At 63.0% G+C, this 14,063-nt stretch carries 11 protein-coding genes; 8 read left to right on the top strand and 3 right to left on the bottom strand.

The window, feature by feature from the left end:
• The first annotated feature begins 4 nt into the window (after positions 1-4).
• Positions 5-211 carry a hypothetical protein gene (locus J3P94_RS13065; RefSeq protein ID WP_434573925.1) on the top strand — a complete coding sequence of 69 codons (207 nt, stop codon included), beginning with the start codon at positions 5-7 and terminating at the stop codon, positions 209-211.
• Here the strand turns inward: J3P94_RS13065 and J3P94_RS13060 are convergent.
• The gene (locus J3P94_RS13060; RefSeq protein WP_434573923.1) at positions 142-1,110 is read right to left on the bottom strand and encodes a helix-turn-helix domain-containing protein; all 969 of its coding nucleotides are present in this window, start codon (positions 1,108-1,110) and stop codon (positions 142-144) included. The two genes, J3P94_RS13065 and J3P94_RS13060, sit on opposite strands and share 70 nt — an antisense overlap.
• A gap of 216 nt (positions 1,111-1,326) precedes the next feature.
• Between J3P94_RS13060 and J3P94_RS13055 the strand changes: the two genes are divergently transcribed.
• The 3 genes from J3P94_RS13055 to J3P94_RS13045 all read left to right on the top strand — a co-directional run bounded on the left by J3P94_RS13055 (position 1,327) and on the right by J3P94_RS13045 (position 4,841).
• Entirely contained in the window at positions 1,327-2,700 is a 1,374-nt protein-coding gene (locus J3P94_RS13055; RefSeq protein ID WP_434573921.1) for an aspartate aminotransferase family protein, read from the top strand.
• A gap of 31 nt (positions 2,701-2,731) precedes the next feature.
• Positions 2,732-4,186, top strand: a complete 1,455-nt coding sequence (locus tag J3P94_RS13050; protein ID WP_434573919.1) for an aldehyde dehydrogenase family protein — start codon at positions 2,732-2,734, stop codon at positions 4,184-4,186.
• A gap of 91 nt (positions 4,187-4,277) precedes the next feature.
• The gene (locus J3P94_RS13045; protein WP_434573917.1) at positions 4,278-4,841 is read left to right on the top strand and encodes a cytochrome b; all 564 of its coding nucleotides are present in this window, start codon (positions 4,278-4,280) and stop codon (positions 4,839-4,841) included.
• Positions 4,842-4,881: 40 nt separating this feature from the next.
• Here the strand turns inward: J3P94_RS13045 and acuI are convergent, their stop codons facing one another.
• The gene (gene acuI / locus J3P94_RS13040; protein WP_434573915.1) at positions 4,882-5,868 is read right to left on the bottom strand and encodes an acrylyl-CoA reductase (NADPH); all 987 of its coding nucleotides are present in this window, start codon (positions 5,866-5,868) and stop codon (positions 4,882-4,884) included.
• A gap of 72 nt (positions 5,869-5,940) precedes the next feature.
• Entirely contained in the window at positions 5,941-6,753 is an 813-nt protein-coding gene (locus tag J3P94_RS13035) for an oxidoreductase (protein WP_434573913.1), read from the bottom strand.
• Positions 6,754-7,084: 331 nt separating this feature from the next.
• Here J3P94_RS13035 and J3P94_RS13030 point away from each other — a divergent pair, with 331 nt between their 5' ends.
• From J3P94_RS13030 to J3P94_RS13015, 4 genes are all read left to right on the top strand, one after another.
• Positions 7,085-7,849, top strand: a complete 765-nt coding sequence (locus J3P94_RS13030; protein WP_434573912.1) for a substrate-binding periplasmic protein — start codon at positions 7,085-7,087, stop codon at positions 7,847-7,849.
• Between the two features lie 162 nt (positions 7,850-8,011).
• A complete protein-coding gene (mexE, locus tag J3P94_RS13025) occupies positions 8,012-9,265 on the top strand; it encodes a multidrug efflux RND transporter periplasmic adaptor subunit MexE (protein ID WP_305500743.1) in 1,254 nt (417 codons plus the stop codon).
• Positions 9,266-9,280: 15 nt separating this feature from the next.
• Positions 9,281-12,460 carry an efflux RND transporter permease subunit gene (locus J3P94_RS13020; RefSeq protein ID WP_305500741.1) on the top strand — a complete coding sequence of 1,060 codons (3,180 nt, stop codon included), beginning with the start codon at positions 9,281-9,283 and terminating at the stop codon, positions 12,458-12,460.
• Positions 12,457-13,881: an efflux transporter outer membrane subunit gene (locus J3P94_RS13015; RefSeq protein WP_434573910.1), complete on the top strand. Its 1,425-nt coding sequence runs from the start codon at positions 12,457-12,459 to the stop codon at positions 13,879-13,881. Before J3P94_RS13020 ends, J3P94_RS13015 begins: the two co-directional genes overlap by 4 nt.
• The last annotated feature ends 182 nt before the right edge of the window (positions 13,882-14,063 follow it).

Genomic DNA, 14,063 nt, shown 5'->3' with positions numbered 1-14,063 from the left:
TGGTGTGAGGTCAGAGCAGCTATCGCAGGTATTTGCTCGTTTCTGGCGCGGCACTCATCGACGCGACCATGGCGCCGGATTAGGCCTGGCTATCCGCCAAGAGATCGCGCGGGCGCACCGCCGATTGCGCCAGGAGAACCTTCAGGCATGGGCGCAATCAGGAATGGCGGCGCGGGCAGTATGGGAGGGCAATTCCGCGAACAGCTCCTGATACTCCGCGGCAAAATGGCTGAGGTGATAAAAACCCCATTGGGCGGCGGCGTCGCCGATCGACAAATGGGACGCCCGGGTAGACATCAAGGTCCGGCGCACACCGTTGAGCCTGACGGAGCGCAGATAGTTGAGCGGCGTGGTCTCGGCAACCGAGCGGAAGCTGTTCTGTACGGTACGCCGGCTCACCTGGAGGCGCTGGCAGAGGTCGTCCACGCTGGGCACGTTGTTCAGTTCCGCGGTCGCCAGGCGGTGGCATTTTTCGACAATATAACTGCGCGTCGAGCTTGGCGTGCGCTGCTGCTTGTCGCAGGCCGGATCGGTCATCAGTTGCAGCAACTCGCCGAGCATGGCCTGTTCCAGCGCCAGCTCGCGATCGTGCGTCAGGTCGAGCTCTTCGCTTGAGAGGGCCAGGGAGAATGCCGCCAGCATGCGACGGCGGGCGTCGGCATAACGTTGAGTGGGCAGCCTGATGACCGGCTGACGCAACAATTGACCGATTTCCTTTGCCGAGGTGGTTTGTGCCAGCGCCTGCTCGAACCATTCGCGCTCGAAGGTAATGGCCAGCAGCTCCATGCCCATCGGCATATGGAACATGAACTCCTCGCCCCCGTGCAGGAAGAACAGGCTGCTGTCGTCGACCTCCCGCCCTTGCATCCGGATCGAACCCGGAACCGTGATGGGCACGGCGAAACACATCTTGCCCCGGGGCGCGACGCCGTGCTGCACGACACGCTGGTTGATCTTCTCGCGAAATACGTGGCAGCGCGCGGTGCTCAGCTGTATGAGCGAGCTCTCGGCCGAGCCGGCGGTCAGTTGGTTGTAATCCTGATTCCACTCCTGGACGGTAGCGGCGTGGACATGAATATCGCGGAAATGGCTGATGTTGTGGTTTTTCATGATGACAAAAGCCTCTGCCGATATTCTTGTTATTGGGATCGTCTTTGTGCGCAATATTCTCACGATAGGAGAATTCTGCAAATTTATTTGGTTAGCTTTCAGCACTCCTGCCGGAACGCTTCGGGATGGCCGGCCAATGTGCCGATTCGGGCTACCGGCCGCGCACGGGCGACGGGGATGATCGGGACACTGAAACCGACATCCTGAGAGACCGTCATGAGTGAAGCCAAGCTTGAATCCCTGCATTTTGCGGATGCCCCGCGGATCACCTCCGCCATTCCCGGCCCCAAGACCATCGAGGCCCTGGCGTTATCGGCGCGTACCGAGTCGATGGCGCGCGGTGGCGGACGCATGCCCGTGGCCATGGACCGGGCTTTTGGCGCGACCTTCAAGGACCCCGATGGCAACACCTATATCGACCTGTCCGCCGGCGTGGGCGTCAGCAGCGTAGGCCGCTGCCATCCGAAGGTGGTGCAAGCGATCCGTGAACAGTCCGAAGTGCTGATGCACGCCCTGGAAGTGAACAGTACCCGGCGCACCGAACTGGCGGCGAAGATTGCCGAAATCGCCCCCGACGGCTTGCGCGGCGATTGCATAACATTCTTCACCCAAAGCGGCAGCGACGCGCTGGAAGCCGCGGTCAAGTTCGCCAAGCGCATTACCGGGCGGCATCAGATCATCGCTTTCCACGGTGGCTATCACGGCGTCTGGAACGCCTCGGGCGCGCTGACCACTGGCACCGCCTACCGCAAGGGCTACGGTGCCCAGATGGGCGGAGTCATTCATGCGCCCTACCCTTACGCCTATCGTTTTCCCTTCGACACCACGCACAAAAGCGCGGAGCAGATCGCCGGCGAATACGTGGATTACTTGCTGAACACCCCTTACACAGCGGCCGATGACGTGGCCGCGGTGATCGTCGAACCGGTCCAGGGCGAAGGCGGCTACGTGCCCCCGTCGCCAGAGTTCCTGCAATTGTTGCGCAAGGCCTGCGACCGCAGTGGCGCGTTGCTGATCGTCGATGAAGTGCAGTCCGGCGCGGGACGCACCGGCAAGATGTGGGCGGTCGAGCATTCAGGCGTGAAGCCCGACATGCTCACCTTCGGCAAGGGCATCGGCAGCGACCTGCCGATGGCGGGCCTGATCATGCGCTCGGACCTGGCGGCGGCGATTCCTGATGGCTCGGTGCCCAATACCTTTGCCGCCAACTCACTCTCGGCGGCCGTGGCGCTGACCAATATCAGCATCCTCCAGGACCCCGAGCTCGACCTGCTCAACCGCGCCCACACGCTCGGGCTGGAAGCACAGGAACGCATCCGCGGTTTCGACAGCCCGTTCATCGGCGAGGTACGCGGTCGCGGCCTGATGATCGGCATCGAGCTGGTCGAGGACCCGGTCACCAAAACGCCGCTGGCGCCGGCCAGGATCGGCCAACTGATGGGCTACCTGCTGAACCACGGCGTACTGATGATTCCCTGCGGTCGCTACAGCAACGTGATGCGGGTGATGCCTTCGCTGACGATCCCACGCTCGATGTTCTTCAAGGCTCTGGACATCTTTGGCGACGCCCTGGCCACCCTCAAGGCATGACCGTCCACTTCACTTTATTACGGACTGCAAAATGACCCAGCACTTCAAACACTTCATCGAAGGCGCGGCCGTCGAAGCCTCCGACGGTCGCCGCATCCCCCTCGTCGACCCAGTGACGGAACAGGCCTACGGCAGCTCCGCACGCGGCACCGCCGAGGACGTCGACCGTGCGGTGAACGCTGCACTCGAGCAACTTGAGCGTGGCGCCTGGAGTCGGCTCGACGGCGCCCAGCGCGCGCGACTGCTGTCGAAACTGGCTGACCTGGTCGAGCGCGACACCGAACAGCTCGCCGACCTCGACGCCAATGCCATCGGCCGCTCCCCCCTCGAACCCCGCCGGATGGACATCCCAAACGCCGTTGCGAATCTGCGCGCCGCCGCCGGCTGGGCCAATCAGCTGGAGGGCCGGACCATCCCCTCCGGCGGCTATTTCGGCACCAGGACCCTGTCGTATACGGTGCGCGAGCCGGTGGGCGTGGTCGGCGCCATCATCCCCTGGAACTCGCCGCTGATGATCACCGTCTGGAAGCTCGCCGCGTTACTCGCGGCAGGCTGCACGGTGGTCATCAAGCCTTCGGAAGAAACCCCGCAATCGGCCCTGCACCTGGCGGCGCTGGCCCAGGAAGCGGGCTTCCCAGACGGGGTGATCAACGTGGTGACCGGTTACGGCGATGAAGTCGGCCGTGCCCTGTGCGAACATCCCCACGTCGCCAAGATCAGCTTCACCGGCAGCCCCGAAGCGGGTCGCGAGATCCAGCGCACCGCCGGTGTGCTGTTCAAGCGCGTCGCCCTGGAGCTGGGCGGCAAGAGTCCGCAGATTGTCTTCGATGACGCACCCTTCGACCATGCGCTGCATGGCTGCTCGCTCGGCCTGTTCGTCAACCAGGGACAGATCTGCGCGGCCGGCTCGCGCATCCTGGTCCAGCGCGGCATCGCCGAGCGCTTCGCCGCAGCGCTTGCCGATGCCGCACGGGCGGTCAAGGTCGGTGATCCTCGGCAAGCCGACGTACAGATGGGCCCCGTGGCCAAAAAAGCCCAGTTCGAGCGCGTCAACCGGTACATCCAACTGGGTATCGAGCAAGGTGCCACGCTGTTGGCTGGCGGCGTATCGACGCCCGAAAGGGGCTGGTTTGTCCAACCGACCATCTTTGCCAATGCACGCAATGACATGGCGATCGCCCGGGACGAGATCTTCGGCCCGGTCGGCACCGTGATCACTTTCGACAGCGAAGACGAGGCTCTAGCCTTGGCCAACGATTCGGCTTACGGCCTCGCGGCGACGGTCTGGACCAATGACCTGGCAAAGGCGCATCGCGTGGCTGGCGCGGTGAAGGCCGGCGCCGTGGGCGTCAACTGCTGGAGCCCGCTGGATGCCAACCTGCCGTGGGGCGGGGTGAAAGCCAGCGGCATTGGCCGTGAGGGCGGATTTGCTGGCGCGTTGGCCTACACCGAAGAGAAAGTCATCACCGTATTACTGCCCACCTGACAGCCATCCCTGCACTGACCAAGCGACCCTCGATGCGCTGATTAGCCGAGGGTCGCTCAGGTGCATTTTTGTTACCGATGGAGAGACCGCGATGCATCCGGCAAGTCAAACACCTGTTGATCGGTATCCTACGTCCCTGCGACTCCTGCATTGGGCGCGCGCCGTGCTCATCGCAGGCCTGCTCTGGGCAGGCTGGCACATGACCGGGCTGGATGACGAGGTGGCGAGCAAATACGAGCTTTATTATCCGTGGCACAAATCGTTCGGGGTGTTGGCATTCTTGCTGGTCCTGGTCCAGATCGTCTTGCGCATGCGAACCCCCAGGCTGCCGCAGCCGCCGGAATCATTGGCGCGCTATGAACGGGTTTCGTCAAGACTCGCCCACCGTACCTTGTATGCGCTGCTGGTGATCGTGCCTTTGATGGGCTATTCGATGTCGAGCACCTACACGATGAGCGACGGGGTGTTCTTCTTTGGCGTGAACCTCCCGGAGCTGCTTGGCAAAAATGACGATTGGTTCGTCGTCTTCCAGTGGCTGCACAAGGTGCTTGCCTACACGCTGCTCGGCCTGATCCTGCTGCACGTTGCCGGCGCGCTCAAGCACCGGTTCCTCGACCGCGATCCCCGAAGCGACGTGCTGCGCCGCATGCTCTGACGGCTTTGCAAACCCTCGTCGGACACCGCGGGAGCCTTGATTATGCGTTCACATCCACGACCGTACGCCCACGCACCTGTCCTTCCAGCACCTGAGCGGCGACCTGCGGAACCTGCGCCAGGCCGACGACCTGGGTGGTCCGGGCGAGCTTGTTCACGTCGAGATCCCGGGCCAGTCGCGCCCATGCCTGCAGGCGAACATCTTGCGGAGCGTTCACCGAATCGATACCGGCAAGGGTCACGTTGCGCAGGATGAAGGGCAGCACCGAGCCGGGCAGATCCGCGCCCTGGGCCAGCCCGAAAGCGGCGACAACGCCACGATATCGAGTCTGTGCCAAGGCATTGACCAGGGTATGGCTACCGACGGAATCGATGACGCCGGCCCAACGCTCCTTGGCAACCGGAGCGCCCGGCTCGGACAAGGTATGGCGATCGATGATCTCGCAGGCACCTAGATCGCGCAGATAATCGGCTTCTTCCTGACGGCCGGTCGAGGCAATCACCCGATAGCCCAGGCCGGACAACAGTGCGATTGCAACCGAGCCCGCGCCGCCGTTGGCGCCGGTCACCAGAACGTCGCCACGCTCAGGCGTCAGGCCGCCATGCTCCAGGGCCAACACACTGAGCATCGCGGTGTAGCCGGCGGTGCCGATGGCCATGGCCTGGCGGGTCGAAAAAACCTCCGGAACCTTCACCAGCCAGTCGCCGCTCACGCGCGCCTTCTGGGCAAAGCCGCCGTGGTGGGTCTGGCTCAGCCCCCAGCCGTTGAGCAGCACCCGATCGCCAGCCTGGAAACCGGCATGACTGGAGCTTTCGACAACGCCGGCAAAGTCGATGCCGGGAATCAGCGGAAATTGGCGGATCACGGGTGTGCGACCGCTGAGCGCCAAGGCGTCCTTGTAATTGACGGTGGAATACTCGATCGCGACGGTGACGTCGCCGGCCATCAGGTCCTCATCCTTGAAGTCGACCAGGCTGGTGGAAATCACGTCAGCGGTTTTGGTGCAAAGCAGCGCTTTGAAGGTCATTGTTGGTTTCCTCTTCATTCTGAGCGGGTCGGGGCCAACGCAGCGAATGCGGGCGCTGGCCCGGCTGGCAATTCACGCGAGCTGCAGGGCCTTGCGGATGCCCGTGTCCAGCACGCCAGCCGGCGCGAAGCGACGCATGAACTGCAGCTGCGCGGCTGTCTTGCCGGCGGTGTAACGCAGCTTCGGCCGCTCGGCGCGAGCAGCCTTGAGCACCACGTCAGCCACCACGTCGGGGCCCTCGGCGGTCGCCATCGCCTGGTTGACGACCTTCGTTACCTTAACCCGAATGTCCTCATACACGTCCAGCTTGGCGTCAGCCTGCAGGCTGTTGCTTTCGAAGGCCGTGCGCGTATAGCCGGGCTCGATGACGACCACCCGGATGCCATGGGTACGCAACTCGTGATCCAGCGCTTGGGAATAGCCATCCACCGCATGTTTGCTGGCCACGTAGAGCGCCACATAAGGTACGGATACGACACCAAGAATGGAGCCGATGTTAATGATTCGACCGCTGCCCTGACGTCGCATGTGGGGCACAACGGCGCGGGTCATACGCACGACACCGAGGAAATTGGTATCGAAGACAGCCTTGGCCTGCTCGATCGAGCTTTCTTCCGCCGCGGCCGGAGCAAGCCCGAAGCCGGCATTGTTGACCAGCAAATCGATGCGCCCTTCCCGGCGCAGCAGCTCGGCGACGGCGGCTTCGACGCTGGCGTCGTCGGTCACGTCCAGCGCCAGCATCGCATAGGGCTGATGCTCACCGCGGGTTCCGCGGCGACTGGTGCCATAGACGGTGTAGCCTGCGGATGCCAGCTTGTTGGCGATGGCCTCACCGATGCCGGACGAAGCGCCAGTCACCAACGCTACGGGTTTAGTGGTGGTCATGAAGTTTTCCTCGGCTGCCTGGTTGGCCCGGCATCGGTGCGTGTCGGGCGAACCTATGATGATGACCATAATCATAGACGTCAAGATTTTTGATTTTGATCGACATCAAAATAGACTAACCTGTTTGCGTCCCCCATGAACCCACCGTTACCGGCAGGATGATCTATACCTACAGGAACACGCGCCCAGGCCAGACGACAATAAGAGACGCCCGGGCAAGACGATTGACCAGTCAGGGAAACGTGGCCTCCGTGCATTGGCCTGCGACATGTTCCCGGCGCCGGACAGGTAGGATGGCGCCCCCCCCTTTTTAATGCCTGAAGTATCGATCATGAGCCGGATCCCGCGCGTATTGAATGGCCGTCCCAAAGTGTTTGCCCGGCTCTGCCTGTTACTGCTGGCATGGGTTATCCAACCAGCGCACGGTGAGCCACAAGTCATCGAGCTGCACATCCCGGACGCACCTCCGCTGACGTTCATCAACGACCCCAGGGGGTACGGCATCGTCGGTGACGTCGCGGTGCAGGCGGTTACCCGGGCCGGCTATACGCCAAAGATCCACCTGCTGCCTTGGGCAAGGGCACAAAAACATGTCAGCGAAGAACACGACTACCTGATAGCTCCCTTGTCGCGCATTCCTGTGCGCGAGGATCGCTTCACCTGGATCGCTTCGATCATGCCCATGGAGCGCGCCTTCTTCAGCCTCGACCGGCAGGTCACCAGTTTCGCCCAGGCGAAAGCAACCTACCGCAAGATCGGCGTCGGCCTGGGCAGTGCACAAGAGGACATCCTGCGCGCCGAAGGCTTCAGCGACGAACAGATCTATCCGCTGGCCATCGGTGACAACCCTGCCCAGATGCTGTTGATGGGACGTATCGATGCCTGGTTCAACGGTGTTCCGGAGAGTCGCTACATCTGGCCGAAGGTGTCCAGGCGCAAACTGCTGATGAGCCCGGTTGGCAGCAGCGCCGACCTCTATCTGGCGTGTTCCAGGCGCTGTTCCGAAAAAATCGTCGAAGACTTGCGTGGGGCCGTCGAGGCGCTGCGCAAGGACGGCACGATCAAGCGGATACGTGGGGTATACCTGCCTGACTAAGTAGCCGGCTGGCACCGATCCACTGCACCGTTGCCGTATGCCATGGCTCATCAATGGCTTATATCATTCCGAATGATAGTTACCTTTGCTTCATTCGATTCGTTCCTTTCAGCCTTGCCACGCATCATCCGCCCATCTCAATACACTTGGCGGATGCTATCCATGGAACATTCACTTTCTAAATTGCGCTTTCCCCTGGCACTGTTGGCAGTGCTGGTGATCAGCGCGTGCGGCAAGACCCCCGACACGGCAGCTTCGATGCCGGCGGCCAAAGTCAGTGTGGCCAAGGTACTGGAGCAACCCGTCAACGAATGGGACGAGTTCACCGGGCGCCTCGAAGCGCCGGAAACCGTCGAGATCCGCCCGCGCGTTTCCGGGCAGATCGATGAAGTGGCCTTCACCGAAGGCGCGCTGGTCAAGAAAGGCGACCTGCTGTTCCAGATCGACCCGCGCCCGTTCCAGGCTGAAGTGCGTCGTCTCGAAGCCCAACTGGCCCAGGCTCGTGCCACCGCGACCCGCAGCGAGAACGAGGCCCAGCGCGGCGAACGCCTGCGCTTGAGCAATGCGATTTCCGCTGAACTGGCGGATTCGCGCACCACCGCAGCCCAGGAAGCCCGCGCCGCCGTGGCAGGCATCCAGGCGCAACTGGACCTGGCCAAGCTGAACCTGAGCTTCACCCGGGTCACCTCGCCCATCAACGGCCGTGTCAGCCGGGCGGAAATCACCGCCGGCAACCTGGTGACCGCCGACGTCACGCCGCTGACCAGCGTGGTCTCCACCGACAAGGTCTACGCCTACTTCGACGCCGACGAGCGCGTCTTCCTCAAGTACACCCAACTCGCCCGCCAGGGCCAGCGCGGCCAGGCCACGCCGGTCTACATGGGCCTGTCCAACGAGGAAGGCAACCCGCACCTGGGCCAGATGAACTTCGTCGACAACCAGGTCAACCCGCAGACCGGCACCATCCGTGGCCGCGCGGTGTTCGACAACAAGGACGGCGCCTACACCCCTGGCCTGTACGCCCGACTGAAACTGGTGGGCAGCGGCACCTACTCCGCCGTGCTGATCAACGACGAAGCCGTCGGCACCGACCTGGGCAAGAAATTCGTGCTGGTGATGGACGCCGACAACAAGCCGGCGTACCGCGCCGTCGAGCTGGGGCCGAAAATCGAAGGCCTGCGTATCGTGCGCAACGGCCTGAGCAAGGACGACACCATTATCGTCAAGGGACTGCAGCGGGCCCGTCCGGGTTCGCCGGTCACGCCTGAAACCGTGCCGATGGCCAGCGAGCAAACCCTCGCCGCCCTGGCACAACAACGTAAAGCGCTCGAAGCCAGCAACCTGCCCCAGGTCGCGCCCAACAAGGCAGCGTCCGGCTCGGCAGGCAAACTGGCCTCTGCGTCCCCACGCGGCTAAGGGACTGAACCCAAGATGAAATTTTCCCAGTTCTTCATTTCGCGGCCGATCTTCGCAGCGGTGCTCTCGCTGCTGATCCTGATCGCCGGCGCGATCTCGCTGTTCCAGTTGCCGATCAGCGAATACCCTGAAGTCGTGCCGCCGACCGTGGTCGTGCGCGCCAACTTCCCCGGTGCCAACCCCAAGGTCATCGGTGAAACCGTAGCCGCGCCTCTGGAACAAGCCATTACCGGTGTCGAGAACATGCTCTACATGTCCTCGCAGTCCACCGCCGACGGCAAGATCACCCTGACCATCACCTTCGCCCTGGGCACTGACCTGGACAACGCCCAGGTGCAGGTGCAGAACCGCGTCACCCGCACCGAGCCCAAGTTGCCGGAGGAAGTGACCCGGATCGGCATCACGGTGGACAAGGCGTCGCCCGACCTGACGATGGTCGTGCACTTGACCTCGCCGGACAAACGCTACGACATGCTTTATCTGTCCAACTACGCCTTGCTCAACATCAAGGATGAGCTGGCGCGCCTCGGCGGCGTCGGTGATGTGCAGTTGTTCGGCATGGGTGATTATTCGCTGCGGGTCTGGCTGGATCCGAACAAGACCGCGTCGCGCAACCTGACCGCTACCGACGTTGTCACGGCGATCCGCGAGCAGAACCGCCAGGTTGCCGCCGGTGCCCTGGGCGCACCTCCAGCGCCGAATGCCCAGGCGTTCCAACTCTCGGTCAACACCCAGGGTCGCCTGGTCAGCGAAGAAGAGTTCGAGAACATCATCATCCGTTCCGGCGCCAATGGTGAAATCACTCGCCTGAAAGACATCGCCCGGGTGGAGCTGGGTTCCAGCCAATACGCCCTGCGCTCGTTGCTCGACAACCAGCCGGCGGTGGCGATCCCGATCTTCCAGCGCCCAGGCTCCAACGCCATCCAGATTTCCAACGATGTGCGCGAGAAAATGGAGGAGCTGAAGAAAGGCTTCCCGGCCGGCATGGACTACAGCATCGTCTACGACCCGACGATCTTTGTGCGCGGCTCCATCGAAGCGGTAGTGCATACCCTGTTCGAAGCGCTGATCCTCGTGGTGCTCGTGGTGATCCTGTTCCTGCAGACCTGGCGCGCCTCGATCATCCCGCTGGTGGCGGTGCCGGTATCACTGATCGGTACATTCGCGGTCATGCACCTGTTCGGCTTCTCGCTCAACGCGCTGTCGCTGTTCGGGCTGGTACTGGCCATCGGTATCGTCGTGGACGATGCCATCGTGGTGGTGGAGAACGTCGAGCGGAACATCGGCCTTGGGCTCACGCCGGTGGAAGCCACCAAGCGCGCCATGGGTGAAGTGACCGGGCCGATCATCGCAACGGCGCTGGTACTCTGCGCGGTGTTCGTTCCCGCCGCCTTCATCAGCGGCTTGACCGGGCAATTCTACAAACAGTTTGCCTTGACCATTGCCATCTCGACGGTGATCTCGGCGTTCAACTCGCTGACCCTGTCGCCAGCCCTGGCCGCGGTATTGCTCAAGAGCCATGACGCGCCCAAGGACCGTTTCTCGCGGTTCCTCGACAAGATTTTCGGCGGCTGGCTGTTCCGACCGTTCAACCGCTTCTTCGACCGTGCCAGCCACAGCTATGTAGGCGCCGTCGGCCGCGTGATCCGCAGCAGCGGCATTGCCCTGATCCTTTACGCAGGCTTGATGGTACTGACCTTCTTTGGTTTTTCCAGCACGCCGACCGGTTTCGTACCTGGCCAGGACAAGCAATACCTGGTGGCCTTCGCGCAACTGCCGGACGCCGCGAGCCTGGACCGCACCGAGGATGTGATCAAGCGCATGTCCGAGATGGCCCTCAAGCAGCCGGGCGTTGAAAGCGCGGTGGCCTTCCCGGGTCTGTCGATCAACGGCTTCACCAACAGCCCGAACGCCGGCATCGTCTTCGTCACCCTCAAGCCCTTCGATGAGCGCAAGGACCCGAGCATGTCGGCCGGTGCAATCGCCGGTGCGTTGAACGGCCAGTATTCGGAAATCCAGGAAGCCTACATGGCGATCTTCCCGCCGCCGCCGGTACAGGGCCTGGGTACGATCGGTGGTTTCCGCCTGCAAATCGAAGACCGGGGCAACCTGGGTTACGACGAGCTGTACAAAGAAACCATGAACATCATCACCAAGAGCCACAACGTGCCGGAACTGGCCGGGTTGTTCACCAGCTACACGGTGAACGTGCCTCAGGTCGATGCCGCCATCGACCGTGAAAAAGCCAAGACCCACGGCGTAGCCGTCAGCGACATCTTCGACACCCTGCAGATCTATCTGGGCTCGCTGTATGCCAACGACTTCAACCGCTTCGGCCGTACCTACCAGGTCAACGTCCAGGCCGAGCAGCAGTTCCGCCTCGAGTCGGACCAGATTGGCCAGCTCAAGGTGCGCAACAACCGTGGCGAGATGATCCCGCTGGCGACCTTCATCAAGGTCAGCGACACCTCGGGGCCGGACCGCGTGATGCACTACAACGGCTTCATCACCGCTGAAATCAACGGTGCCGCCGCCCCGGGCTACAGCTCCGGCCAGGCTGAAAAAGCCATCGAGAAACTGCTCAAGGACGAATTGCCCAACGGCATGACCTACGAGTGGACCGACCTGACGTACCAGCAGATTCTTTCGGGCAACACCGCACTGTTCGTGTTCCCGCTCTGCGTACTGCTGGCGTTCCTGGTGCTCGCCGCTCAATACGAAAGCTGGAGCCTGCCGCTGGCGGTGATCCTGATCGTACCGATGACGCTGCTGTCGGCGATTACCGGGGTGATTCTCTCCGGTGGCGACAACAACATCTTCACCCAGATCGGCTTGATCGTACTGGTGGGGCTGGCCTGTAAGAACGCGATTCTGATCGTCGAGTTCGCCAAGGATAAACAGCTCGAAGGCATGACTCCGCTGGCTGCGGTACTGGAAGCCTGCCGTCTGCGTCTGCGGCCGATCCTGATGACCTCCTTCGCCTTCATCATGGGCGTGGTGCCCCTGGTGTTCTCCAGCGGCGCCGGTGCGGAAATGCGCCACGCCATGGGTGTCGCGGTGTTCTCGGGCATGCTTGGGGTGACCTTCTTCGGCTTGCTGCTGACCCCGGTGTTCTACGTATTGATCCGTAACTTCGTCGAGCGCAGCGAGGCCCGCAAAGCGGCCCGGGCCTTGAAACTGGAGGCGCAACAATGAGTTTGAAAGCGTTCGTGCCGAGCCTGCTGGTCCTGGCGTTAAGCGCCTGCGCCGTGGGCCCGGACTACCAGGCACCGAAAACGGAGGCGGCGAATATCACCACCGCCACCGACGGCGCCGCCGGCCAGAAGAACTTCGACCGCGCCCGGTTCGAAGGTATCTGGTGGCAGCAGTTCGACGACCCGACCCTCAACGCGTTGGTGACTCGCTCCCTGGAAGGCAACCGCGAGTTGCGCGTGGCCTTCGCCCGCCTGCGGGCCGCCCGGGCGATTCGCGACGACGCCAGCAATGACGCCATGCCGACCATCACCAGCCGCGCCAGTAGCGAGCTGGGCAAAGGCCAGAACCCGATGGGGCAGACCGACGACCGGGTCAACTCCGAGCGTTATGACCTGGGCCTGGACATGGCCTGGGAACTGGACCTGTTCGGCCGCATCCAGCGCAACCTGGAAGCGACCGATGCCGACCAGCAGGCCGCCGAGGCCGATCTCTATCAGTTGCAGGTGAGCATGATCGCCGAACTGGTGGACGCCTACGGCCAGCTGCGCGGCGCCCAACTGCGTGAAAAAATCGCCCTGGCCAACCTGCAGAACCAGCAGGAGTCGCGCAAGATCACCGAAAGCCTGCGTGATGCCGGCGTCGGCGATCAGCTCGACGTGGTGCGTGCCGATGCGCGCCTGGCCGCGGTGGAAGCCAGCGTGCCGCAACTGCAAGCCGAACAGGCGCGCCAACGCAACCGCATCGCGACATTGCTGGGCGAGCGTCCGGACAAGCTGAGCGTGGACCTGAGCCCTAAACAGCTGCCGGCGATTGCCAAGGCACTGCCGATTGGCGACCCCGGACAACTGCTGCAACGCCGTCCAGATGTCCTGAGTGCCGAACGTCAACTGGCGGCTGCCACGGCGCGCATCGGCGTGGCCAAGGCCGACCTGTTCCCAAGGGTCAGCCTCAGCGGTTTCCTCGGCTTCACCGCCGGACGCGGTTCGCAAATCGGTTCCTCGGCGGCCGATGCCTGGGCGCTGGGCCCAAGCATTACCTGGGCCGCGTTCGACCTGGGCAGTGTGCGAGCGCGCTTGCGCGGTGCCAGCGCCGAGGCTGATGGCGCCCTGGCGAACTATGAACAGCAAGTGCTGCTGGCCCTGGAAGAATCGGAAAACGCCTTCAGCGATTACGGCAAACGCCAACAGCGGCTGATCTCGCTGATCCGCCAGAGCGAATCGAGCCGCGCGGCCGCCGACCTGGCCGAGATTCGCTACCGCGAAGGCACCGAGGACTTCCTCGTGCTGCTCGACGCCCAGCGTGAACGCCTCGCCGCCGAGGACAGCCAGGCCCAGGCCGAAGTGGACCTCTATCGCGGCATCGTCGCGATCTACAAGGCCCTGGGCGGCGGCTGGCAACCGGAAACCGTCGCCAGCAACTGAGCCCTCCCCAACCGAGCTCCTTTGGTTGGCCGCAACCAACCAATCCCTTTGCCCCGCGTCTCATTCGGTCGCGGGGCTTTTTTGTTTATCGACCAGCGCTCTTGGAAAAGCCTGTTGTGGGAGCGAGCCTGCTCGCAATGAGGCCAGCCCAGATACCCCGTGGCGAGGGAGCTCGCTCCCGC

The sequence above is a fragment of the Pseudomonas sp. Z3-8 genome, from assembly GCF_051131975.1.
Classification (GTDB): Bacteria; Pseudomonadota; Gammaproteobacteria; order Pseudomonadales; family Pseudomonadaceae; genus Aquipseudomonas.
Note: the sequence above shows the minus strand (reverse complement) of the source record. Positions and strands in the feature narration are given on the sequence as shown.

What these genes read in the sequence shown, in the direction of transcription:
- J3P94_RS13060 (WP_434573923.1), bottom strand. Translation starts at nt 1,110, where the DNA reads ATGAAAAACCACAACATCAGCCATTTCCGCGATATTCATGTCCACGCC.
- J3P94_RS13055 (WP_434573921.1), top strand. Translation starts at nt 1,327, where the DNA reads ATGAGTGAAGCCAAGCTTGAATCCCTGCATTTTGCGGATGCCCCGCGG.
- J3P94_RS13050 (WP_434573919.1), top strand. Translation starts at nt 2,732, where the DNA reads ATGACCCAGCACTTCAAACACTTCATCGAAGGCGCGGCCGTCGAAGCC.
- J3P94_RS13045 (WP_434573917.1), top strand. Translation starts at nt 4,278, where the DNA reads ATGCATCCGGCAAGTCAAACACCTGTTGATCGGTATCCTACGTCCCTG.
- acuI (WP_434573915.1), bottom strand. Translation starts at nt 5,868, where the DNA reads ATGACCTTCAAAGCGCTGCTTTGCACCAAAACCGCTGACGTGATTTCC.
- J3P94_RS13035 (WP_434573913.1), bottom strand. Translation starts at nt 6,753, where the DNA reads ATGACCACCACTAAACCCGTAGCGTTGGTGACTGGCGCTTCGTCCGGC.
- J3P94_RS13030 (WP_434573912.1), top strand. Translation starts at nt 7,085, where the DNA reads ATGAGCCGGATCCCGCGCGTATTGAATGGCCGTCCCAAAGTGTTTGCC.
- mexE (WP_305500743.1), top strand. Translation starts at nt 8,012, where the DNA reads ATGGAACATTCACTTTCTAAATTGCGCTTTCCCCTGGCACTGTTGGCA.
- J3P94_RS13020 (WP_305500741.1), top strand. Translation starts at nt 9,281, where the DNA reads ATGAAATTTTCCCAGTTCTTCATTTCGCGGCCGATCTTCGCAGCGGTG.
- J3P94_RS13015 (WP_434573910.1), top strand. Translation starts at nt 12,457, where the DNA reads ATGAGTTTGAAAGCGTTCGTGCCGAGCCTGCTGGTCCTGGCGTTAAGC.